Source organism: Nocardiopsis sp. iso_25 (assembly GCF_056173305.1).
Genome location: NZ_CM149667.1, coordinates 6,553,856 through 6,580,064 on the forward strand (window position 1 = coordinate 6,553,856; position 26,209 = coordinate 6,580,064).

Annotated in this window: 3 protein-coding genes; all 3 read right to left on the reverse strand. The window is 71.5% G+C overall.

All coding sequences use genetic code 11. The annotated features are described in order from the left end of the window. Positions 1 to 2: 2 nt before the first annotated feature. The 3 genes from AC0VX6_RS28115 to AC0VX6_RS28125 are packed head-to-tail and all read right to left on the reverse strand — an operon-like array spanning position 3 to position 26,097. On the reverse strand, positions 3 to 7,580 hold the full coding sequence (locus tag AC0VX6_RS28115; protein WP_475466932.1) for an amino acid adenylation domain-containing protein: 7,578 nt from the start codon (positions 7,578 to 7,580) through the stop codon (positions 3 to 5). Then, positions 7,577 to 18,913, reverse strand: coding sequence for an SDR family NAD(P)-dependent oxidoreductase (locus tag AC0VX6_RS28120; RefSeq protein ID WP_475466934.1), 11,337 nt, complete (start codon positions 18,911 to 18,913; stop codon positions 7,577 to 7,579). The genes AC0VX6_RS28115 and AC0VX6_RS28120 overlap by 4 nt, the downstream gene beginning before the upstream one ends. Next, entirely contained in the window at positions 18,910 to 26,097 is a 7,188-nt protein-coding gene (locus AC0VX6_RS28125; protein ID WP_475466936.1) for an alpha/beta fold hydrolase, read from the reverse strand. Before AC0VX6_RS28125 ends, AC0VX6_RS28120 begins: the two co-directional genes overlap by 4 nt. Positions 26,098 to 26,209: the final 112 nt, after the last annotated feature.

Consider the following 26,209-nt stretch of genomic DNA (forward strand, 5'->3'; position numbering starts at 1 on the left):
CGTCAGCTCTCGTCCCCCTGGTCGTGGCCGTCGGCCAGCGCCTCCAGCTCCTCCTCGCTCATCCCTTCGATGAGGCTGAGGCCGTCACGGATGTCGTCGATGTTCAGGTTCAGCGCGTCCTGGGCGAGGGAGGTGTTCCTCTCCACCAGGTCGGCTACCCCGCCCAGCGTCGGGGAGTCGAACACGTCCTGGATGGCCAGCTCCGCCCCCGCTCCCCGCGCGAGCCGGTTGACCAGACGGGTCACCAGCAGCGAGTTCCCGCCCAGGGAGAAGAAGTCGCTGTCCTCTCCGATGTCGTCGGCCTCGACGCGCAACAGCTCCGCCCAGATCCGTGCCACCGTCCTCTGGGCCTCGGTCCGGAGCGGGGCCCGGCGCTCCTCGCGCGCTCCCCCGTGCTCCGGGTCGGGCAGCGCCCGGTGGTCCAGCTTGCCGTTCGGGGTCAACGGCAGCTCGTCGAGCGGGACGTAGGCCGCCGGAAGCATGTACTCGGGGAGGAACTCGCGCGCCGTGTCCCTGAGCTCGTCCAGCAGCCCGGCCCAGGCGCTCCACGCCCGGTCGTCGCGTTCGGGCGCCGCGGAGCCGCCCGAACGCCGGTCCGCCGACCCGTCCTCCGGCCTCCTGGCGTAGACGTTGTGGAGCGGGATGTCACGCAGGAGACGGTTGTCCTGTTCGGTGACGACCTCGTAGCCGAGAGCCCTGAGAAGGGTGGTGACCTTCTCCAGTTGGTCGTCCACGTCGTGGAGTTCCATCACGATCTGGCGGATCCGCGGCCAGTCCCGCGCCTCGATGCCCTTGAGGACCTCGTACTCCGCGTTCTCGACGTCGATCTTCAGGAGGTCGATCCGCTCGACCCCGTGGTCGCGGACGACCTCGGAGAGGGTCCTCAGCCGACAGGTGAACCGTTCGCTGTCGAGCCTGGTGTCGACCAGCTCGCCGACCAGCTCGTCGCTGGCCTGGGCGCCGTCGTCCGCCAGCCGATCCTGGTTGCGCAGGAACGACCGCACCATCTCGTGCGCCTGTTCGGTGGTGGTCCGGCTGCTGGAGATGACGGTGTTGTGGCGGTAGAAGGTGAACGTCTCCTCCCTGGCTTCGGAGGAGAGGCCGTGGGGGAACACCTTGGCGTTGAGGCCGTGGAGTTCGACGTTGCGCCTGAGCGAGTCGGCGACCGGCGGGATCGGCTCGAACGCGTAGACCGAGACGTCGCGGCGGCGCCCCGCGGCGAACAGGGTGAACAGGCCGATGTTTGCGCCCACGTCGAAGACGCAGTCACCGTCGTCGATGGTGATCCCGTGCCTCAGGTACTCGAGGTCGGTGAAGATCTCCTCGTAGACGAAGTCGGTCTCGCTCTTGTTGTGGTGGAAGACCGTCCTGCCGTCGGGCAGTTCGCAGGTCCGCCCCAGGAGGTCCGGATCGGTCCGGCGCAGACGGGCGAGCTCGCGTACCGGGTGCGCGGTCCTCTCCGAGGGCACCACGTACGCCACGAGGCGCCTGTCGTCCTCTCCGTAGTCCCTGACGACGACCCGGACGTCCTCGACCGCGGGGTGTTCGTTGAGGTGGGCCTCGATCTCCCCCAACTCGATACGAAAACCCCGCACCTTCACCTGATCATCCGCACGCCCCACATACTCCAACTCACCCCCGGACAACAACCGAACCACATCACCCGTCCGATACATACGCCCACCCGAAAACGGATCATCAACAAACCGCTCCCGCGTCAACTCCGGACGATTCAAATACCCACGAGCAACACCACCACCCCCAACAAACAACTCACCAACAGCCCCCACCGGAACCGGCTCACCACCCCCATCCAAAACATACGTCCGCAAATCAGAAATACGACACCCAATCGGACTCGACGACGCCCCCTCCACATCCTCAACCGACAACAACCGATACGTCACATGAACCGTGGTCTCAGTAATCCCATACATATTGACCAAATCAACACCACGATTCACCCCCCGACGCACCCACGGCCGCAACGACGCCACATCCAACGCCTCACCACCGAACACCACCACACGCAAACAATGCCCAGCCGCATCATCCCCCTGCGCAGCCACCAACTGCCGAAAAGCACTCGGCGTCTGATTCAGAACCGTCACACCAAACGAACACAACAACCCATAGAAATCCCTCGGACTACGCGCCGTCTCCTGCGACACCACCACCAAACGCCCACCATGCAACAACGCCCCCCACATCTCCCACACAGAGAAATCAAAAGCGAAAGAATGGAACAACGTCCACACATCACCAGCACCAAAACCGAACCACCGGTCCGTCGCCGTGAACAGACGCGTCACATTACGATGCTCAACCACCACCCCCTTCGGAGCACCAGTCGAACCCGACGTATAAATCACATACGCAACATCAGAAGGCGAACACCCCACCTCACCACCGGAAAGATCCCCACCCGACAAACCCTCCCACGCAGCAGAATCCCCCCACACATCCACCACACGAACACCAGAAGTGTCCAACCCCCCAGCGACAGGCCCGTCCACCACCAACACACCCGGCGCCGCATCACGCAACACATAACCCAAACGATCCACCGGATACGCCGGATCCAACGGCACATAACCACCGCCAGCCTTCAATACAGCAAGCACACCCACCACAAGCTGCTCACCACGCGAAAGACACAACGCCACCAACACACCCGGACCCACACCCAAATCACGCAGATAACGCGCCAAACGATTCGCCCGAGCGTTCAAATCCCCATACGAAACCGAACCACCACCCTCCAACACAAGAGCGACGGCATCCGGCGAAGAACCCGCGACCTCCTCGAACCACTCATGCACACACCGACCCACCTCGAACGAACCCCCGGGCTCGTTCCACTCCTCCAACACCCGACGACGCTCGGCACCACTGAGAACCGGGATCTCCAACGCCTTCCGGTCCGCCCTCGCCTCGTCCTCCAGGGCTCCGACGAGACCCGCCATCGCGGTCTCCAGGTAGGTGATGACCAGGCCGGTGTCCTGGGCGCGGTCGATCTGCGCGTCGATGGAGAAGGCGTCCCCCAGGTCGTCCACGGAGAGGGCCACCGGGTAGTTGCTGCGCTCGATCACGCCGACCAGCGACCTGACGCCGACGCGCTCCAGGTCGTCCTCCCCCGCCCGCTCCTCGCCCTCCAGGTGCCGGTAGTTGAGGATCGCGTTGAAGAGCGGGACGTCGCGGGGGGCGCCGCTGCACCCGTGCGCCACCGACATGGACGTCCGCTCGTGCCGTGCCAGCTCGCGTAGGTCGCGGTCGACCTCGGTGACCAGGTCGCGCACGCTCCTGCCGTCCAGGGCGACGCGCACCGGCAGGGTGTTGATGAAGTTGCCGAGCATCCGCTCGATCCCCTTCGGGCCCTGCAACCGGCCCGACATCACCGTGCCGAACACCACGTCGTCGCGTCCTCCGCAGGAGGACACGACCAGTGCCCACCCCGCGTGGAACAGGCTGGCCGGGCTGACGCGCAGCTTCCTGGCCAGGTCGCGGATCCGCTCCCCCAATCCCGTGTCCAGGGAACGGCGCAGATCGACGACCCGGCGTCCGTCACCGTGCACGTCGCGCAAGTCGAACATCACCGTGGACTCGGTGATGTCGCCCAGCCGGGACCGGAAGTAGCTCTCGGAGTCCACCGTCCTGGCGAGGTGCTGGGTGTGCGCGACGAAGTTCCGGTAGGGCACCGGCTCGTCCAAGGCGACCGCCCCGCCGTCCATGTGGTCGACGATCTCCCTGAGCAGAACACCCAGCGACGTGGCGTCGTCGATCAGGTGGTGCAGGTTCAGCACGGCGAACGGTGTGCCCGTGTCCGGGTCCTCGGCCGTCCTCAGCCGCAGCAGTGGTGCCCTGTCGATCGGCATGGCCTGCGGTTCGGAGAGCACAGCACGGACCTGCTCCTCGACGGGGACGCCCCGGGTCACCGTCAGCGGCTCGACCTCCAGCTCGGCTCGGCGGAGCACGACCTGGAGCGGTTGGGGAAGGCCGGAGGTGAGGACCACCGTGCGCAGCGCGTCGTGCCGGTCGATCGCGGAGCGCAGAGCACCGACGAAGGCGTCCATGCGGTCCCGGTCCGCGAAGGAGAAGGCGCCGGAGAGCACGTACGGGTCGTGCTGGCTCTCCTTCAGGTGGTGGAACAGCATGCCCTCCTGGAGAGCTGCCAGCGGGTGGACGTCCTGGAGGTTGGCGGCGCCGCCGGGGACGGCGGCCACGATCGTCTCCAGCTCCTCCTCGGTCAGTGACACCAGGGGCAGCATCTCCGGTGTGACGCGCGTACACCCCTCCGGCACCCGGGCGGTGGGGAGGGCGACCTCCTCCTCCGCCCGTGCGGCGTCGACGCGTTCGGCCAGGTCGCCGAGGGACGAGGCGGCGAAGACGTCGTTCAGGTCGCAGGTCACCCCCCGGTCGGCGAGCCGCACCACGAGTTTGGGGATGAGCAGGGAATGCCCGCCGAGGGCGAAGAAGTCGTCGCCCAGACCGATCCGGCCCGGTTCGAACCCGAGGACCTCGGTGCAGGCCGCGACCAGCGCGTGTTCGGTGGGGGTCCGCGGAGCCACGTGTTCCCGCAAGGCGTGCGCCCCCGCCTCCGGCGCGGGCAGGGCCTTGCGGTCGAGCTTGCCGTTGGCCGTGACGGGCAGGTCGTCCAGACGGACCAGGGCACTGGGGACCATGTACTCCGGGAGCGCCCGCCGCAGGTGGTCCAGCAGCTCGGTGCGGCGGTCGCCGTCCCCGTCGACCACGACGTAGCCGACGAGCCTCGGGGCACCGGGAACGTCCTCGCGCGCCAGGACGGCGCAGGCGCGTACCGCCGGGTACTCGGCCAGCCGCGCCTCGATCTCGTCCGGTTCGATCCGGAATCCGCGGATCTTGACCTGGTTGTCGGCGCGGCCGAGGTACTCCAGCGTGCCGTCCGGCAGCCGGCGGGCCAGGTCGCCGGTCCTGTACATGCGCGCGTCGGGGACCCCGGAGAACGGGTCGGGGACGAACCGCTCCCGGGTCAGCTCGGGATTGTTCACGTATCCCCGGGCCAACCCGTCACCGGCGATGTGCAGTTCGCCCACGCACCCGACGGCCTGCCGCAGTCCGAAGTCGTTCAGCACGTGGAGCCGGATGTTCTGGATCGGACGGCCGATCGGCACGGAGGCGGGCGGTTCCCCGTCCGGGCACGGCCAGTGGCTCACGTCGATGGCGGCCTCCGTGGGGCCGTAGAGGTTGTGCAGGCGCGCCCGGTGGACGGCGTGGTGCCGGGCGGGCAGCTCCGGCGGGAGTGCCTCCCCGCTGCAGAAGACCTGCCGGACGCTCGTGCAGTCCGCCCAGCCCGCGTGCTCGACGAGCAGCCGGAACATGGACGGTACGAAGTGCAGGGTGGTCACTCCGGTCCGCTGGATGAGCGACACCAGATAATCCGGGTTCTTGTGCCCCTCCGGTTCGGCGACGACCAACCGGGCACCGGTGATCAGCGGCCAGACGAACTCCCACACCGAGACGTCGAAGCCGAAGGGCGTCTTCTGCAGGACGACGTCGTCGGTTCCGAGCCCGTACTCGTTCTGCATCCACTCGATGCGGTTGACCGCGGCCCGGTGCTCGACCATCACACCCTTGGGGCGGCCCGTGGAGCCCGAGGTGTAGATGACGTAGGCCAGGTCCCGCGGGCCGACCGCACGGGCACTGTCTCCGTCGGCCGCGCCCTCCGGTGCGGCCGTGCCCGCCCAGCGTCCCTGGTCGTCGAGCGGGAGGACCTCGCGTGCGGCGGAGATCCCGGGGACGGTCAGGTGCGGCTGCGCCAGGACCAGTTCCGCCCCGGAGTCCCGGAGCATGTACTCGATCCGCTTGGAGGGCAAATCCGGTTCGACGGGCAGATAGGCTCCGCCGGCCCTCATCACGGCCCAGAGCGCCACGACCATCTCCACGGAGCGCTCCATGCAGACGCCGACGACGGTGTCCGGGCCGACGCCGCGCAGGCGCAGCTCGCGGGCCACCTCGCCGACGCGCTCGTCGAGCTGGGCGTAGGTCAGGATCCGGTCCCCGAACTGGAGGGCGACCCGGTCACCGTGCCGCACCGCCGCCGACCGGAAGAGGTCGTCCAGGCGGCTGTCCCGTGAGTAGTCGCGCCGCGTGTCGTTCCACGCGTCGAGTTGCCGGTGCTCCTCCTCCGACAGGTGGGAGTGCCGCGACACCTCCTGGTCCGGGGCGTCTACCAGGGCCTCCAGCAGGACCCGGTAGTGGGTCAGCATCCGCCGGACGTCGGCCTCCCCGAAGCGGTTGGCGTCGTACCTCAGGTGGAGCGCGATGTCCTCGTCGCGCTCGAAGACCTCCAGGTGGAGCTTGAACTCCCCCTCCTGGGCGATCGTGTCGACGAACCGCATGGATCCGGCCAGGTTGGTCTCCATGACCTCGTCCGCGACCCGGGTCATGCTCCGGTTCTGGAAGGCGTAGGAGACCTGGAACACGGGGGAGACGCCCGGCGCGGTCGACACGTCGAGGTCCCGCGCGATGAGGGGGAAGGGGTAGGCGGCGTGGTCGAGGCCGTCGGCCAGGGTCAGGACGAGTTCACGGAGCAGCTCCGGGAACGGCGCGTCCGGGCGCAGGTGCTGGCGGACCGGCACCATGTTGACGAAGTGGCCGACCGCACCGGTCTGGTCGAGCCCGGGGCCTCCGATCGTGGGCACGCCGACGACCAGGTCCCGCACACCGCTGTACCTGTGCAGGAGCAACTGGTACACCGCCAGCAGAAGGACGGCGGGCGTGGTCCCGTACGACGCGCACACCTTCGTGATCCGGTCGCTGAGCTCGGGGCCCAGGTCCAGTCTGGCCGTCTCCCCCACCACCGGAGCGGGTCCGTCGGTCCGCCGCTCGATGTCGAGGTGGACCACGGGCAGGTCGCCGTCCAGGGCCTCGCGCCAGTAGCGGCGGTGCTCCTCGCCCTCGGGGCTGGAGAGGAACTCGTCCTCCCGGCGGGCGAACTCGGCGTAGTCGCCGTTCGCCGCGGGGAGTTCGGGCCGCCGCCCCCGGCGGAGCGCCTCGTAGGTCACGACCAGCTCGCTCAGGAGGACGGGGGCGGAGGCTCCGTCGAACACGAGGTGGTGCAGGACCAGCAGCACGAAGGTGTCCGACGAGGCGGCCGAGCACACGTGGACGCGTGCCAGCGGTCCCTCGTGGAGGTCGAACGCCTCCTTGGCCCTAGCCCTCAGCATAGCGACCACGTCGTCCTCGGACCAGCCGTCGACCCGCTCGTGCTCGAACCCCACCTGGACCGGGAACCGCGACTCCAGGTACGGGGTCCCCTCCTCCTCCACGACCACGCTCGACAGGTGGGGGTAGCGCGAGACCACACGTTCGAAGGCGTCCCGGAAGACCGCGGTGTCGAGTGGTTCGTCCGTCCGGAAGCAGATGGGGACGTTGTACACGTCCGTCCCCGCGGCCATCTCGTGCAGGAGCCACAGCCCCTTCTGGTTCTCGGAGAGCGGGTACCGCTCGGCGGGTCCCTCGAGCCGCTCGTAGAAATCGAGCACGTCCTCGGTGGACAGCGTCCCGGCGTCGAAACCCGCGAGGATCCGGTTCTCGTTCACGCGCCCGTCGTCTCCTTCTTCATGAGTTCCTTCAGCTCGTCACGGCCGATCTCGCCGCGCCGGAACCTCTCCAGTGCCCTGGCCCTGGCCGTCCGGACCCGGTCCGCCCCGGACTCCGCCGGCAACGGCGCGACCTCCGCCGCGTCGGGGGCGGTCGGCGCCTCGGACCGCTCGGCACGTTTGTCCTCAAGCCTGGCCAGAACCCGCTCCAACGTGCGGCTTTCCGCGATCTCCCGGGCGGAGAGCCGGAGCCCGAGGTCAGCGTCGAGCGCGCGCCGCAGCCTCACCCACAGGATCGAGTCGGCCCCGACGCTCTGGAGGTCTCCGTCGAAGGGGAGGTCCCCCGGGGCCACACCGAGTGCCTCACCGAAGAACGATTCGAGGTACCGGCGCAGGTCGACCTCCCCGGACGGCTCGTCACGCGTCGGCGGCACGGGCGGCTCGCCAGGCACGGGCCGCGCGGCGCCGTCGCCCTCTGGCCGGGGGTGCCACGTGCGGCCGACCCAGTAGCTGCCGCGTTGGAAGGCCGTGGTGGGCAGAGGGAGCATCCGGGGCGCGCGTCCCCGGTGCAGTCCGTCCCACGGGATGCGCGCCCCGCAGGTCCAGAGCGCGGCCAGCCGGTCCAGGTCGCGGTCGGCCACCAGAGCGAAGAGGAATGCCTCCCCTGCGGCCCCGGAGACCACCGCCCTCATCGGACCGGCGTCGCGCTCGGCGTTGCCGGTGTGGATCCGCGCGTCGGGCCCGATGTCCTCCGGCTCAGCGCCCAGGTGGCGCCTGAGCACGGTGCGGAACTCGTCGAGGGAGTCGACCACCACGGCGAGGCGCTCCGGGAGGTGGTCGCGGCCCGACTGCAACGTGTGCGCGAGGTCCCGCAGGGACGGTCGCGCGGTGCCGTCCCCGGTGAGGTCCAGGAGCCGGCGCGCGGTGGCGCGCAGTCTGCCGGCGTCCTTGGCCGACAGCACGATGAGCTGCCGCTCCGCGGCGTCGCCGTGGTCCTCCTGGGAGACGCCACCGGTTTCCGGGGGTGCCTCGACGACCATGCTCACGTAGCTGCCGCCCGCCCCCACGGAGTTGATGAGCGCCCGACGGGGCGGGCCGCCCGCGGCCCCGCCTCCAGCCGACCGGCGCGGTTCCCAGGGCGACGGGCCCTCGCACAGCCGGAGGGGGCCGTCCTCCAGTCCGAGGTCGGGGTTGGCCCGGCCGACCTCGACCAACGGAGCGAGCTCCGTGTGCCGGAGTTGCAGGACGACCTTGGAGAGCTGCGCGATACCCGAGGCCGCCTCCGGGTGTCCCAGGTTGGATTTGACCGAGCCGAGCGCGACGGGCTCCGTGACCCCGCTGAACACCTCCCGCAGAGCTCTGACCTCCACGAGGTCGCTGAGCGACGCTCCGTTGGCCGCGGCCTCGATGTAGCCGATCGTCTCCGGCTCGACCTCGGCGTTCTCCAGCGCCCGGCGGAGGACGTTCACCTGCGTTCCGTAGCTCGGCCGCATGAACTGGTTGGCCCCGCCGCCGTGGAGGGAGGCGCTTCCCCTGATGACGGCGTGGACCGTGTCGCCGTCCCGGAGGGCCTCGGTCAACGGCTTGAGCAGCACCGCTCCCACCCCCTCGGCGGGCAGGTAGCCGTCGCCGTCGCGGAAACTACGGCTCCCGGGATGGCTGCCGAGCATCTCCGCCTGGGAGAGGGAGAGGTACTTGTTCGGGTGCAACGTCAGGTTGACCCCTCCCGCGATCGCCAGGGCGCTCTCACCGCGACGCAGGTCCGCGCAGGCCAGGTGCACGGCCATGAGCGACGACGAACACATGCTGTCCACCGCCAGGCTCGGCCCCTCCAGGCCGAAGGCGTGGGAGACGCGGTTGGCGATCAGGTTGTACGACGTGGCCGACGTCATGGCACTGCGCACGACGTCCTCGTCGTCCGCCTGGTACATCTGGTACATCGACCCGACGTAGACCCCGACCCGGCGCCCGTAGCGCCGTTCGATGCGTTCCTGGGTGAGTCCGTTCCCCTCCAGCAGCCGCCAGGTCGTCTCCATGAAGAGGCGCTGCTGCGGGTCCATGACCTCCGCCTCACGGGGCGAGATCCCGAAGAACAGCGGATCGAACCGGTCGACGCCGTCGAGGAACGCGCCCCAGCGGCCGTAGGCCTTGCCGGGCACCCCGCGTTCGGGGGAGTACAGCTCGTCGTGCTTCCACCGGTCGGCCGGGACCTCGGTGACGCAGTCCCTGCCCGACCGGAGGTTGGACCAGAACTCGCCGAGGTCCTCCGCCTGTGGATAGCGCCCGCTGATGCCGATGACGGCGATGTCGTCGTCACGCCCCGGGCCGCGACGCTCCTCGTGGTCGGACCGGGGCCCGACCTCCGGAACCGCCGCCGGACGCTCACGCGTCGGTGCGCCTCCGGGCCGGTCGGCCGCGGTGCCTCCGGACGGCTCCCGCCCGGAGGGGGAGCCGAACACGGACCGGATCGTCTCGGCGTGTTCGTCCATGAGGTACTCCACCAGTGCGCGTACGGTCTGGGCCTCGAAGAAGAGCGTTTTGGGCAGGGGGCCGAACGACTCCTCCAGAGCGCTGACGAGTTCCGTCGCGACCATGGAGTCCAGGCCGTACCGCTCCAGCGGTGTGTCGTCGTCGAGCAGTCCGGGATCGAGCCGGAGTGCCTCGGCCAACTGGCGCCCGAGCCGGCTCCGGACCCGGTCCGCCAGCGCCACCGCCTCGGCGTCGAGGAGCGGCGCCGATCGCCGGGACAGGATCGCCGGGCCCTCGGATCCGGTCCCGGTCAGCCTGGGCAGCAGCGCGTCCCGGTTCCCGCTGAGGACGAGCAACCGGGCCTCGTCAAGGCCGTTGTCCTCCGCGGCCAGACCGCACCGGAGGGCGTACAGGCCCTGCTCGGTGGCCAGGGGGGTGAGGTCCATCCCCGCCAGCCGCTCCCGCGTGGCGGTGTCCGTCCCCATGCCGCCCTCCTCCCAGAGGGGCCAGTTCACGGAGAGCGTTCTGCCGTGCCTCCGCCCGGATCGGACGAGGCGCGCCCGATGGTCCGCGTAGGCGTCCATGAAGCCGTTGGCGGCCGCGTAGTCGGCCTGTCCCGGGTTGCCCAGGGGGGCGGTCGTCGAGGAGAAGCAGACGAAGAGGTCCAGCGGCTGATCGCGGCTCAACTCGTCTAGGTGGACCAGCCCGCTCACCTTGGGCGCCAGCACGCGCGCCGCGTCCTCGGTGCTCTTCCCAGCCACGAGGCCGTCCCGGAGCACACCGGCGCAGTGCACGATGCCGGTGAGCGTCCCGTGGGTGTCGGCGACGTACTCCAGCAGACCGGCGACCGACGCGCGGTCGGAGACGTCGGCCCGCCGGTGGTCGACCCGCAGGCCCGCTCCGCGCAGCCGTTCCAGGGTTCCGCGATCGTCCTCGGTCAGTTCGGACCTGCTCGTCAGCACGACGGTGGCGCGCCCGGCCCCCGCGGCGATCGCGTCCGCCGTGATCCTGCCCAGGGCGCCCGTACCGCCGGTGATCAGGTAGACCCCGCCCTCCCGCCAGGGGGAGTCCGCCGCGACGGGTGAGTCGATCGGCTCCAGCCGCCTGACCTGGCGCCGCCCGCCGCGATAGCGCACCTCCGGGTCGCCGGTACGCGCCGCCTCCCACCGCAGCCGGTCGGCGACCAGTGCGGGATCGGCTCCGTCGGAACAGTCGACGTACTGGGTGCGCAGGTGCGGGTTCTCCAGTCGCGCCGTCCTCAGCAGGCCGCTGAGACCGGACAGGCCGGTCGCGTGTCCGGAGTCCGGCTCGGCCCCGCCGACGAGGACGACCTGGAGGAGGGCGGAACGGCCGGACGCCCGTCCGAGCAGCTCGCGGAGGCGTCCGAGGACGTGCTGGACCGCGTTGGCGTACCGGGCGTCCACGGCCCCGGACCCCGGAATCGCGAACGTGGTGTCGACCGGCTCCGGAAGCGCTCGGGCGAGGGCCTTCCGGCTGGAGCCGTCGGGGTCGCCGACGATCACGACGTGGTGCTCGTCGACGTCCGGGGCGACCACCGCGGTCCCCCGGCCGTCGATCGGGGCGTCCTCCCAGAGCGGACGCATGAGCAGCAGGTCCCCGCGCTCGGTCCGGTTCCCGGCCCCGGGTAGCGCGCGCAGGGCCAGTCCCCGCAGTTCCGCGCACACCCTCCCGTGTTCGTCGCACACCGTCACGTCGATGCCGGACGAGGAGGCGTCGGAACCGTCGTCCTCCCGGTACCTGATCCAGGCGTAGGCCCTGGTCGGGGTACCGGCGGCCGATTCCAACCGCTGGAGCGCGAAGGGGAGCGCCGCCTCGGCGGCCACGCCCTCGCCGTGCTTGGCCGGGAGCCCCAGGCCGAGCGTGGCCTGGAGGGCGCCGTCGATGACGCTCGGGTGCAGGTGGTACCGGTCCGCGCCCTCGGCGGAGGGCGGCAGCGACAGTTCGGCGAGTACCTGGGGCCGCCCGTCCTCGCCCGTCGCCACGTCGAGCCGGACCAGCGACCGGTGCGCCGGGCCGTAGTCGATGCCCGTCCTGGCGTACCGGGCGTAGACCTGGGCGGCGGAGAAGGAGGTGCCGGCGCAGGCGGCGCGGATGTCGTCGAGGGGCAGCGGGCGCCGTTCCACGGGCTCCGCCAGGCTCGCCCTGCCCTGGCCGCATAGTGCGCGCGTTCCGTCGTCCGCCACGACGTGGATGGCGTACTCACAGGTGTTCGCCGTCCGGGACCGCACGTTCACCCGCACGTCGAGACCGTCCGGTCCGCACACCGCCGGACGCAGCCACACGACCCCGTCGAGCCGCACGTGGGCCGGTCCCTCGGCGCCCAGGGTCCGGCTGACGGCCTCGCGCGCCATCTCCAACTGGGCGGCTCCGGGGAGTACCCCGCCTCCCTGGACGACGTGGTCGCGCAGGAAGGGCTCGTGCCCGTCGAACGACGCCGAGTACAGAGACTCGTCACCTCCCGGCTCGCTCCGGTGCACCAAGGGGTGGCTGTCACCGGTGCCCGCGGGACCGGGGGACTCCGCGCGGGATCCGCCGCCCACCCAGTAACGCTCCCCGGCGAACGGGTAGGTCGGCAGGCTCGTCCGCCGTGGGGAGGTTGCGGTGGGGGGCAGCAGTCGCCAGTCGACGGTCTCCCCCCGGACCCACCATGACAGGAGCAGTTCGGGGTCGTCCGCCACGGGCGACCCCGCGGGGGACGGATTCCCGCCGATGCCGGAACCCGCAGTGCGGCGGGTGACCGAACCGCGGTGCCACCCCGCCGCCGAGCCCTCGACGAAGGAGGCCAACATGCGCCGGAGTTCGTCGGTGGAGCCGGCCCGTGCGGCGAGCCGCTCCTCCATCGCGTCACGGCCCACCCGCAGGGTGTGGGCGACGTCCGCCAGCTCCCGCCGGTCGGGACGCCGCTCGTCCAGGTACCGCATCAGGCCGCGTGCCTGTTCGCGCAGCCGCTCCTCCGTCCTCGCGGACAGGACGACCGTCTCCGGAGCGGCCTCCGCGACGGGACCTCGCTCGCGTGGCGTCCGCGGCTGGTATTCCTCAAGGACGACATGGGCGTTGACTCCGCCGAACCCGAAGGAGCTGACACCGGCGCGCCTCGGGATCTCGCGGCCCTCCACGTCGCGCGGCCGGTCCCACGGCCGCCGCTCCCGGACGACCCGGAAGGGCCCGTCCCCGAGCTTGAGGTGGGGATTGAGATCCTGGGCGTGCAGGCTCTCGACGAGGGTCCCGTGCCGCATCTGCAGGACCGTCTTGACCAACCCGGCCACACCCGCGGCCAGCTCCAGGTGGCCGATGTTGCTCTTGACCGATCCCAGCCAGCAGCTCGTCGGGGCCTCCGTGCTCGCGGGCACCTCCTCGCGGAGCGACGCGAAGGCGGCCCTGAGCGCGTCGAGTTCGATGGGGTCACCGAGTTCGGTCCCGGTTCCGTGCGCCTCGACGTAGGTCACGGTGCGTGGATCGACCCCGGCCTGTCGGTAGGCCGTCCGCAGCAGTTCGGCCTGTGCGACGGGGTTGGGTGCCGTCAGCGAGTGGGCGCGCCCTCCGTGGTTCTCGGCGCTGCCCCGGATCACCGCGTGGATGTGGTCGCCGTCGCGCTCGGCCTGGTCGAGCGGTTTGAGGACCAGCAGTCCCACGCCCTCTCCGCGCACGTAGCCATTGGCGTGGGCCGAGAAGGTCTTACAGCGGCCGTCCTCGCAGAGCATCCCCGCGCGGCTGTAGCTGATGTGGAGGTCGGGGCTGACCATGGTGTTGACACCGCCCACGAGCGCCATGCGGCTCCTGCCCTGGCGGAGCAGCTCGACACCGCGGTGGACGGCCACCAGCGAACTCGAACAGGCGGTCTCGATCGGTTCGCTGGGTCCGTGCAGGTCCAGGAGGTAGCTCAGCCGGTTGGGGCCGATCGAACCGGACACCCCGGTGGCTGAGTGGGCGTCCTCTCCCTGCCGCTCGCGCAGGACCAGTTCGCCGTAGCCGCTCGGCGCGGTGCCGACCAGCACCGCCGTGTCACTCCCCGCCAGGCTCGACGGCGCGTATCCCGCGTCCTCCAACGCCTTCCACGCGTGGGTGAGCAGCAGACGCTGCTGCGGGTCCATGACGGCCGCCTCCCGGGGGGAGATGCCGAAGAACAGCGGATCGAAGCGGTCCACGCCGTCGAGGAAGCCGCCCCACCGCACGGGGCGCCTGCCCGCCGGTGCGTCGGAGGCCGCGTCCACCGCGCGCCAGTCCCAGCGCTGGGAGGGGACCTCCGTGATGCAGTCCCTACCCTCGCGGAGGTTGTCCCAGAACTCGGCGAGGTCGCCGGCCCCCGGGAAGCTGCCGCTCATTCCGATGACGGCGACGGGGACCGCCGCGGACGGCGCCGCGCTCCGGGCGGGAACGGAGGGTCCCGGTTCGGGCCGTGGGGCGGCGACGGGGACCGCGACCGGTTCGGCCGGCCGGCTCTCGGGGGCTGGGGCGAGGCGCCCGCCGTAGGCGTCGACCAGGTGGGCCGCCACGCTCGCGAGGGTCCTGTGCTCGAAGAAGACCGTGGGCGCCAGCTCCAGTCCGTACTCGTCGTTGAGGCGGTTGGCCAGGGTGGTGAGGCTGATGGAGTCGAACCCGAACTCCCCCAGTTCCTCGTCCGGGTCGAGTTCCTCCGCGGGTACCCCGAGCTGCTCGCTCACATGGGTGACCAGCGCCTCCAGCGTGCCCGCGCGGGGATCGGCGTGCTCGACGCGGCCGGGGGCGCCGGCCTCCCCCCGGGCCGGGACGTGTTCGTCCGCCTCCGTGCCCAGCCTCGCCGCCAGGCGCTCCAGCAGGAGTTCCCGGTCGCCCGCCAGGACGAGGGTCTGTCGGCGACCGCTGGCGGCCAGGGCCCGGAACGACCACAGGCCGTCCTCGGTACGCATCGGCGTCACACCGAGGCGGCGCAGCCCGGTCAGCCCTGCCTCGTCGACCCGCATCCCGCCCTCGGACCAGAGCGGCCAGTTGACCGTCAGGGACCTCCCCGACCGCAGGCCCCGGGCGACGAGCCGGTCCCGGTGGCCCGCGTAGGCGTCCATGAACGCGTTGGCCGCCGCGTAGTCCGCCTGCCCTAGGCTGCCGAGCACGGCGGCGTTGGAGGAGAAGGCGACCAGGTAGTCGAGCGGTTGGTCCCTGGTCGCCTCGTCTAGGTGGAGGAGCCCGGCCACCTTGGGCGCCAGCACGCGGTCGACGTCCTCGTCCGACTTGGTGCCGATAAGCCCGTCACGGGTCTCCCCGGCGGCGTGGACGACACCGTGGACCGCGCCGTGCCTCCGTACGACCTCGGCGACGAAATCCTCGACCTCGCGCCGGTCGGCCACGTCGACCCGGTGGTACTCGACCGTGAGCCCCGTCCGTTCGAGGGAGGCGATCCGCCGACGCCGCTCGGCGTCCGGGGCGGAGCGGCCCGCCAGCACGATCGTTCCCCCACGCAGGCTGTCCGCCATCTCCTCGGCGAACACGAGGCCGAGGCCGCCGAGGCCGCCGGTGATCACGTGGACGCCGCCGTCACGCCAGGATCCGGGGACCGCCTCCTCCGGCTCCCGCTCCACCTCCACGAGGCGCCGGACCTGGTGACGGCCGGAGACTCGGCGCACATCGGGCTCCGTGGGATCACGGCGGAACGCGCGTACGGTCTCGGCCAGCGCGTCGGCGGTGGGGTCGTCGAGGTACTCGACGCACTGTGCGCGCAGGCCCGGGTACTCCAGTTCGGCCGTTCTGAGCAGGCCCGACACACCGGTGAAGGCGGCGACCGGAGAGACCCCGTCACTCAGGACGACGACCTGGAGCAGGGCGGTGCCCCCGCGTGCGGCACCCTCCCGCACCGACTCCAGAAGGGCCCTGATCAGCCGCGGGAACCCGGTGTCCGGCTCCCCGGGGTCGAGGACCCGGAGCCGCACCCCTTCGGGAAGGAGTCCCCTGAGGGAGTCCTCGGTCGGGCCGTCGAGGCACCCGACCACCCACACGTCGTGACCGGACGGGTCGGCCGCCGCGCCCCGCGGGCCGGAACCGTCGGTCGGTGCGTCGCACCAGGTGGGCGCCAGCCACAGGAGCTCACCGGGGGACGGCTCGCCGGAGCCGCCCCCCGGAGCGCCGCAGTCCGGGCCGCCGTCACACCGTGCCGGGCTCCTGTGGGGAATCCAGTAGGACTCTCTGGCGAACGGGTAGGTCGGCAGCGTGATCCGTTCGGGGCCGCCCTCGTCGAACAGGCCGTCGTGGGCGAGCGTGCGCCCTCGCACGAACTGTTCGGCGAGGTCGCCGAGGACCGCCGCGTCGACCTGCTCGCCCCCGTCCGCCGGGCGCGGGGCGCGGACCGGCACCGAGGTGTCGGGCCTGTGATCTCCCGTCCTGACGGTGGACGCGTCGCCTCCGTCCAACCAGTGGCGCAGTTCGAGTGCCGCCCGCTCCGTCGAGCTCGCCACCAGTGCCAGGCGGTGGCGGAAGTGCTTGCGTCCCACGAGCAGCGTGTGGCTGATGCCGCGCAGGCTCTCCCCCGGGTGGGCCTCCAGGTGGGCGAGCATCCGCTCCGCCTGCTCCCGGAGGCGCTCGGCGGACCGGCCCGACAGCACGATCAGCCGCGCGCCGGCCGGGCGGACGGGCGCGGCGGCCGCGGGAGTCTCCGCCAGCACCAAGTGGGCGTTGGTCCCGCTGTAGCCGAAGGAGCTGACCGCCGCCATCCGCGGCCTCCCCCGCGTCGGCCACGGACGAGCACGGTCGTTCACGTAGAACGGGGTGTCCGCCAGGTCGATGTGGTGGTTGGTCCGCTCATGGTGGATCGTGGGCGGCAGGACGCCGTGTTCGAGTGCCAGCACGGACTTGATCGTTCCGGCGACCCCGGCCGCGCACGCCGTGTGGCCGATGTTGCTCTTCACCGAACCCAGCGCGCAGTACCCCCGTCGGTCCGTGTACGCACCGAAGCTCCGGACGAGACCGTCGACCTCCACGGGATCCCCGAGTTCGGTGCCGGTGCCGTGCGCCTCCACCAGCTCGATGTCGCCGGCGTCCACCCCGAAGGACTCGTACACGCGGCTCAGCAGCGCGGCCTGGGCCTCGGCGTTGGGGGCGGTGATGCCGTTGGACCGGCCGTCCTGGTTGACCCCCCACCCCCGGATGACGGCGTGGATCCGGTCACCGTCGGCCTCGGCGTCGGCCAGGCGCTTCAGCAGCAGCACGCCCACGCCCTCTGCCGGGACGAAGCCGTTGGCGCGCTCGTCGAAGGCGAAGCACCGTCCGTCCGGGGACAGTGCCCGCAGTTGGCTCATCGCCACGTGGACGCCGGGGCCGGGGATCACCCACACCCCGCCCGCCAGCGCCGCGTCGCTGCTGCCGAGGACCAGGCTGTCGCAGGCGTTGGCGATGGCCACGAGCGACGATGAGCAAGAGGTGTCGATGGAGAGGCAGGGGCCCTTGAGGTTGAGTACGTAGGAGATCCGGCTGGCGAGGATCGCGCTGTTGGTGCCCAGGTTCTGGTGGGCGCTCAGGTCGGTCTCGTCGGTCCACCCGCCGTAGCCGTTGACGGAGGCGCCCATGAAGACCCCGCACCGACTCCCCGAGAGCGCCTCGGGGCTGTATCCCGCCTCCTCGACGCAACGCCAGCTCTCCTGGAGGAGGACGCGCTGCTGTGGGTCCATGTACTCCGCCTCATTGGGCGAGATACCGAAGAAGAGGGGATCGAACAGGTCCGCGTTCTCCAGGACCCCCATCCACCGGCTGTAGCTGCGTCCGGGGGTGCCGGACCGTTCGTCGTAGTAGTCGTCCACTGACCAGCGTGAGTCGGGGACCTCGGAGACGCAGTCACGCCCGTCCACGATGTTGCGCCAGAACCCGTCGATGTCCTCCGCCTGGGGGAAGGCACCCGACATGCCGACGATCGCGATGTCGGTGGGAGCACCGGCCGGACCGCGCGTGCCGGTGGGATGGGGCGCGCTGGTCGCGTCGGGGGCCTCGGGCGCGCTGTCCGTGACCGCCGACGCCGTGTCGGTGGCAGTGGGCTCGGGCTCCGGAACGGCCCGCTCAACCCCCTGCTCCCGCGCCAGGTACTCCACGAGTTCCCGGATCGTCGGGTGGGAGTAGACCGTGGTCGCGGTGAGCGCGAGCCCGAACCGCGTGTTGATGGAACGTGTCCAGGTGACGCCGGTGATCGAGTCCAGCCCCAGCTCCACGAACGGCGTCTGGTCGTCCAGCTCGGACTCGTCCAACTCCAGCTCCACGGCCAGACTCGCGCGCAGCCAGGACGCGAGGGCGTCGCGCTCCTCCGCGGGCCCGGGGTCCCCCACCGTCTCGGCGGCGGGCTTCTCGGCTGGAGCGGCGTCCTCACCGCCGAGGCACTCGACGAGGTAGTCCGTCAGTTCCTCGATCGTGGGCCGACTGTAGATCTGCGTCGAGGACAGCGAGAGCCGGAAGTGCGTGTTCAGCCGCCGTGTCCAGGTGACGCCGGTGATCGAGTCCAGCCCCAGCTCCACGAACGGCGTCTGGTCGTCCAGCTCGGACTCGTCCAACTCCAGCTCCACGGCCAGACTGCGCCGTACGTACGCCGCGACGTCCGGGGTGGCTCGGGTGCGGTGGGGTGTGGCAGGCATGTGTTCTCCATCGGCGCCCCGGATCAGGGCGGCCAGTTCACCGAGGGTGGGGTGTTCGCAGACCTGCGCCACCGAGAGCGGCAGGTCGAGGGTCCGGTCGATCCGGCGCAGCCAGACGAGGCAGAGGATCGAGTCCAGCCCCAGATCAACGAGGGGCACGTCGTCGCCGGTCCGCGTCAGGTCGGTTTTCAGTACGGCGGCCAGGGACTCGCGCAGGAAGGGGAGGGGATCCTGCCGTGTCGCCGCGTCGGGGGATCGGGTCACTTCTCACCAGCCCCCATACGGTCGATGTGACGCTGGAGGACGGCGTTCAGTGCGTCGGGATCCTCCAGCATCGGGAAGTGCCCCACGCCCTTGACGAGCTCCACCTCGACTCCGCGCGCGCGTGCGGCGTCCAGGTTCGTCGGCATCCAGGAGGTGGAGTTGACGAGGGTCAGCGGTGCCGCGAACCGTTCGGGCAGCGCCCGGAGGTAGAGCAGCATCTCGCGGAAGGCCGACGAGATGACCTCCGCCCCCGTGTGCTCGCGAGTGCGCCGCACCAGTTCGACCAGGTCCTGCCGGGCCGTACCGGGGAACAGCTCCTCCGCCTCCACCGGCCGATCGGCGAAGCTCCGCACGAAGCGGTCGATCCGTTCCGGGCTGAGCGGCCTCGGAGCGAGGTCGTGCAGCGTGTCCACGCCGATCATCCCCCGTACCTCGGCGTCCAGGAGGGGAGCGGCCTCCAGCATCACGGGCCCGCCCAGCGAGTGGCCGACGAGGACCACCTCGCCGGCGCCGACGTGGTTGACCACGGCCGCCACGTCGTGCGCGAACTCCTCGACGGTCCAGCGGCTCCGGTCGCGGCCGGAGCGACCGTGCCCCACCAGGTCGAGCGTGACCACGGTGTGCCGGTCCGCGAAGTGCCGCGCCTGGTGGTGCCAGTACTCCCCGTCACACCCCAGGCCGTGGACGAACACCAGCGCGGTCCGTCCGGTCCCGTGCCTGCGGTGGTGGAGGTCGTTGCCGTCCCTCGACCTCGGGAGGTCCGCCCTCCGCGGCGGGTCCTCCGGTCTGCGCGCGATCACACCGACGTGTTCCATGCCGGGACCGGGCGCGCCGTGGGCCTGCTGGCCCGACCCCACGGCACCGAAGAACCTCGCCCGCTCCACCACGAATCCGGCGGCCTCGCACTCCCTCCGGAAGACGTCGGGGTCGAGGGCGTTGATCAGGTTCGGCCCACCGACGACGTGCTCGGCGGGAAAGTGGGCGGCGACGTCGTCGATGTGGCCGGGCCACGGGTCGCCGTCGCGCTTGCGCCTCTCGTACTCCGAGGCCTTGGAGGCCCAGTACCCGAAGTAGGGCGAGTCCGTGCTCAGGAAGACCTTTCCTCCTGGTTCGAGCCAGCGCATCATCTTCCGCAGTGTCAGCCGCACGTCCTCGGGGCTGAGGAAGTGCAGGACCCGGCTGGCGTGGATGGCCCCGAAGCGCCCGTCGGGGAAGTCGACGTCCGGCAGCACACCGCGCATCGTGGTGAGCCGCTTCCGGGCGCCGTCGGTGAGGCGCTGTTCGAGGATGTCCAGGTGTTTGCGCTCCATGTCCAGCGCGACGACACGCGCTCCACGTTCCAGGGCGGCGACGGTGGCCACACCGTAGGCGCAACCCAGGTCCAACACCTCACCGCCGCACCACCCCGCGTACTCGGCGAAGTCCGAGGAGTAGGGGATCAGGTGCTCGACCATGACGCCGGTGCGGTTCAACGTGGCGACCATGCCGTCGAACCCGGCGCCGGCCGCCGCCTTGAGGTCGACGAGGACGTCCCGGTCCCCGTCCACGGCGGGTTCCGGCAGCGCCGCCAGGCGGACCGACGGCCGTTGGTCCGGTGAGCGTCCCACGATGCGCTCCGGGCAGTCCTCCGGGCGGACGAGCACGACGCGGCCGTTGGACGTGCGCTCCCGGGGTTCGACGCGGCCGTCGGCCGCGTGGTTCCGGCGTTCGACGCGCTCCGCCGACGTCCCCGCGTCCCACGCCCCGTCCGCGCCGGTCCGCGAGCGCACCCAGTACCGGTTCCGGGCGAACGGGTAGGTCGGCAGGCGCAGGCGCGCCGCCCGCCCCCGCGCGTCACGTGTCCTTCGCCAGGGAAGCGCGTGCCCCCGGACGTAGTACTCCGCCAGCGTGTTCAGGATCCGTTCGCGCTCCTCCCCGTCGGGTCCCGTGTCCGACACGCGTGCGACCAGCGCCTCGACCCGTTCGGTGTCGGAGCCGTCGGGGTCGAAGCCGCGCGCCACGGTCCCGGAGAGGTACGGGGCACCGTCCCCCGCCGCGCCCGTGGCCCGCCACCGCCGCCAGCGGTCGGCGGCCTCGGCGAGCGTTCCCGCGACGACCGCGAGGCGGTGGCGGAAGTGGTGCCGTCCGGTGAACAGGGTCTCGCTCATCCGGTGCAGGTCCGCGTCGGTCAACGAGCCGTCCTCGACCCGCGCGATCATCGCGTCGACCAGCCGTTCCAGGGCCGCCCCGCTCTTGGCCGAGAGCGGCAGCAGATGGGGGCGGGGCCCCTCGTCGGCGGAATCCGGAGTCGGGGGCACGTACTCCCGCAGGATCACGTGTGCGTTGGTACCGCTCATGCCGAACGCGCTGACACCACCGGTACGCGGTCCCCCGGGCGGCGTCTCCCAGCGCCTGGTCTCCTTGTTGACGTACAGCGGGCTCCGGTCCCAGTCGATGTACTCGTTGTCCTGCTCGCAGTGGAGGCTGGGCGGGATGACGCCCCTGCGCACCGACTCCGACAGGCAGACGAGGCCGACCAGGCCCGAGGCGGCGAAGGTGTGGCCGATGTTGGTCTTGGGCGAGGTCAGCGCGCAGAATCCGCTCCTGTCGGTGCCCGCCCGGAAGGCGTCCTTCAGGGCGTTCACCTCGACCGGGTCCCCCAGCCGGGTCCCGGTGCCGTGCGCGACGACGTAACCGATGTCCTCGACGTCCACGCCCGCGCGCTCGTGGACGGACTCCACCAGGGCGCGCTGGGCGGCCCCCGCGGGAGCGGTGATGCCGTTGGTCCGGCCGTCGTAGTTGGTGCCGCTGGCCACGACGACGCTGTGGATCAGGTCGCCGGACTCCTCGGCCCGGTCCAGGGGCCTCAGGACCAGGGCCGCCACCGCCTCACCCGGCACCATGCCGTCGGCCCGCTGGTCGAAGGCACGGCACCTGCCCTCTGCGGACAGCATCCCCGCGCGCTCCATCGCCGCCAACGACTCCTGTGTCAGCACGAAGTTCGCCGCGGCGACGACCGCGACGTCGCAGTCCCCCTGGCGCAGGCTCGCGATGGCCTGGTGCAGGGCCACCAGCCCGGAGGAGCAGGCGGTGTTGACGGCCAGCGCGGGGCCGTCCAGGTCGAGGAAGTACGACAGGCGCGCGGCCAGGACCCCGTCGTGGTTGGAGGTCAGGTTACCGTCGTCCCCGACCAGTAACTGGTAGTCACCCTGTTCCACCCCGACGAACACGCCCACGCGGTGCCTGCCCAGTTCCTCGTGGCCCAGGCCCGCGTCCTCCAACGCCCTCCAGCACTCCTGTAGGAGGTGGCGCTGGCGCGGGTCCATGGTCCGGGCCTCCTTCGGCGCGATCTCGAAGAACGCGGGATCGAACTCGTCGGCCCAGTCGACGGTCCCCATCCAGCGGTAGCCCTCCGGCCCACCCCCGTCCACGTCGGTGGAGGGCTCCGGTGCGAAGCGCTCACCCGTCAGCTCCCGGACCATGTCCCGGCCCTCGGCCAGCGCGTCCCAGAACTCGTCGACCGACCGGCAACCGGGGAAGATCCCGCTCATCCCCGTGATGGCGACCGGGGCGTTCACGGGACGGGCCCCGGCCACGGGGGCGTCCCCTCCGTCGGAGGCGGGTTCCCGTACTCCGTCGGCGACCCGGTCGGCGAGGTGGTCCGCCAGCTCCCGGATCGTCGGGTGGTCGTAGAGCTCGGTGGGGGACACGTCCACGCCGAGGTGCGCGGAGGCCTGGTGCGCGAACTGCGTCAGGCGGATGGAGTCGAGCCCCAGGTCCGTGAAGTTGCTCTGGTCGTCCAGCTTCTCCTCGGACACCCCGAGGACGTGCCGCGCGACGGCCCTGAGCTCACTCGTCAGGGCCCTCCTCCGCTTTCCCGGTGCGTCACCGCCCGTCGCCGGGGGGCGTGCCCCGTCGGCGGCCGCACCGCCGCCGGTTCCGACGGCGCGCTCCAGGATTGCCTCGGCCGAGTCGCTCCGGGCCTGGAGGACGATCGGGTTGGCGTGGCCGGAGGCCAGGACGTCCTCCATGGCGCGCATGCCCGTGGCGGTGTCCAGCGGTCGCTGTCCGGTGGAGGCGAGGTAGGCCCTCGTGAAGTCGCCGTCGACATCCTCGTGGGCCGCCGCGCCCAGGCCGCCCTCCTCCCAGAGCGGCCATTCGAGGGCGACCGTCCGGCTGGAGGGATGGCGCTCGCGCAGGGCGCGGGCGTAGGCGGCCTGGAACCGGTTGGCCGCCGCGTAGTCACAGCCGCCGAAGTCTCCGAGGGTGGCGGCGACGGAGGAGAAGTGGCAGACGAAATCGGGTTTGCGCCGCCCGGGCACCCGTTCGAAGGCCCGTTCCACGGCCAGCGTTCCCTGGACCTTCGCCGCCAGGACCGATTCGAAGGCCTCCTGCGTACGCTCGGCCAGCGACGACGCCTGGGCCGATCCAGCGAGATGGAAAACCCCGGAGACCGCGCGCCCGGGCGGCAGTCCGGCGAGCCGCTCGGCCAGCGCACGCTCGTCGGTCACGTCGAGCGTCCAGGACTCGACCCGGCCGCCGTGCGCGCGCAACTGCTCGACCCACGCCCGCTCGGCCGTCCCCAACGGGGACCGTCCGACCAGCACCAGGTCGGCCCCGTACTCCTCGGCGAGGTACTCGCCGACACGGCGGCCGAGTCCACCGAAGGCACCGGTGACCAGGTAGGTCGCTCCCCTCCGCAGGGACACGACGGGCGCCCGCCGCCCGGTCTCCTCCAGTCGCCGCGTGGCGCAGACGAACCGCCGCTCCCGCCGGTACATGACGCTGACCCGGCGCTCCTGGCACTGCTCGGTGAACAGGAGCGCGGCCCACCGCCCGGGCGTCGCCGTCCCCTCATGCAGGACCACCCGCGTGGCCGTCCCCGGCAGGACCGAGCCCAGCGAACGCTCGTAACCGATCACCGCGTCGAGGGCGGCCTGCCCGACGGCGTCGTGGAAGTGTCCCGCGACCAGGAGGTCGGTGGCCTCCAGCGCGGAGGCGGCCAGGGCGCGCACCAGCGGAGCCAGGTCCGCGAGCACGCTGAGCGCGGAGTCTCCGTCGCCGTACTCCACGGGCCACAGGTAGTGGATCGCACCGACGGCACCGTGCTCCTCGGCGATCGCGTCGAGTGTCCGACGCAGGCCCGCCTCGTCACGGGAGCCCACGCGGTACACGCCGTCGGAGGGGGTGACCGACGTCTCCGCGTCCCCCCGCCCGGTCCTCTCGACGAACACCAAACGCGCGTTCCCGGCGTGCTCGGGCACCGACCGCCGGAAGGCGTCGCGCTCCTTCTCCCCGGTGAGGAAGCACACCACCACCCCCCGCGCCTCAGCGGCCCCGGCGGCCGGCTCCGGTGACCAGTACTCCTCGAAGTACCGGAGTTCCACCGCGTCGGAGCCGCGTCCGTCACCGCTGGGAGCGTCGGCGGCCCGCGGCGCCGGGCGTTCGGGCAGCCAGTGGTACTCCTCGCTGAAGGGGTAGGTCGGGAGGGGCACACGGCGGGGGCGGTGCGCCCCGACGCGGAGATCCCGCCAGTCCACGTGTCCGCCCCCGACCCACAGCCGGGCCACCTCGTCCAGCCGTCCCTCGGCCATCCACCGGCGTGCCAGGTCACGTTGGCCGTCCCGGTTCGACGGGGACGGGGACTCGGCCGACCCGGGCCGGAAGCACCGCTCCCCTCCCCCGCCGTCGGCGAAGTCGTCCAAGGCATGCACGAGTTCGTCCACGCCGTCCACCACGAAGGCCACCCGCTCGGCCATCGGGGTCCGCCCCACCCGCAGGGTGTGGGCGACGTCGGTGATCCGGAGCGCCCGGCCACGCAGCCAGTCCCCCCCGGAGATCCGGCGGGCGAGGTCGCGCGCGTAACGCCTCAGGTTCGGAAGACCCCGGGCCGACAGCGGAACCAGGTGCGGACCGGACGGCTCCCCGTCGTCCGCCCCCTCGGGTGTCGGCGGCTCCTCCAGGAGGGCGTGGACGTTGGTTCCTCCGATGCCGAAGGAGCTCACCCCCGCTCGCAGCGGCCCCGGCGAGGGCGCCAACTCGGTCAGCTCGGTCACCACGTAGAACGGCGAATCCTCGAAGTCGATCTGCGGGTTCGGCGCCCGGTGGTTGATGGTCGGGGGAACACGGCGCTCGCCCAGGGCCAGGGCCGCCTTGAGGCATCCGGCGAGCCCCGCCGCAGCGTCCAGGTGGCCCAGGTTGGACTTCACCGACCCGATCCCGCAGAACCCACGTGCGTCCGTGTACCGACGGAACGCCGCGGACAGCGCGCCCACCTCGATCGGGTCCCCGATCCTGGTGCCGGTACCGTGGGCCTCCACGTACCGGATCGTCTCGGGGTCCACACCGGTGCGTTCCAGAACCGAGGAGATGACCTCCGTCTGGCCCGTGGCGCCGGGCGCGTAGTAGCCCGCCTTCTCCGCGCCGTCGTTGTTCATGCCGACTCCGCGGATCACCGCGTAGACGTGGTCGCCGTCCTGTACGGCCGCCCGGGCGTCCTTGAGGAGGAACACGACGACGCCCTCTCCCCCGACCATGCCGGTGGCGTCGTCGGAGAAGGGGCCGCAGTGTCCGTTCGAGGACAGCGTCATGCCCTCCTCGTACACGTAGCCCAGGGGCTGTTCGCCGTACATGCCCGCCCCGCCGACCAGGGCGTGGGTCGTCTGGCCGGACCGGATGGCCTGGAAGGCCAGGGCCAGACCCGCGAGGGAGGAGGAGCAGTTGCTGTGCACGAACAGGCTGGGGCCGTGCAGCCCGAGTTTGTGCGAGATCGTCGTCGGGATGGTCCCCGGCTGCGCGTGCAGGAAGCCCACCAGCGCCTCCGAGTCACGCGCGGCGCCGTCGTTCCGCAGCGGCGCCTGGTAGAGCATGTTGCTGGTCGACACGTACACCGCGGCGTCGGCGACGTCCTCGGGCAGGTGCGCGGCGTCCTCCACCGCCTTCCACGAGTGCTGGAGCAGCAGGCGCGACTGCGGGTCCATCAGCTCGGCGTCGCGCGCCGAGATCCGGAAGAAGTCGGCGTCGAAGTCGCCCTTGCCGCTCATGCTGGCCCTGACCGGGACGAAGGCCGGGTCCTCGGCCAGGCGCTCGTCGACTCCCGCCCGACGGAGTTCGTCGCGGGAGAGGACCTCCACGCTCTCCTCGCCGGTGAGCAGGCGGTCCCAGAACTCCTGGTGGTCCTCGGCTCCCGGCAGTCGGCAGGACACGCCAATGATGGCGACGCCGTCGACCGAGGCCCCGGGGAGGTCCCCAGCGGTGTCGGCCCCGCTCCCCTCGCGCCCCCACCCGGACCCGTCCGCCCGCGCGCGTTCCGCACGC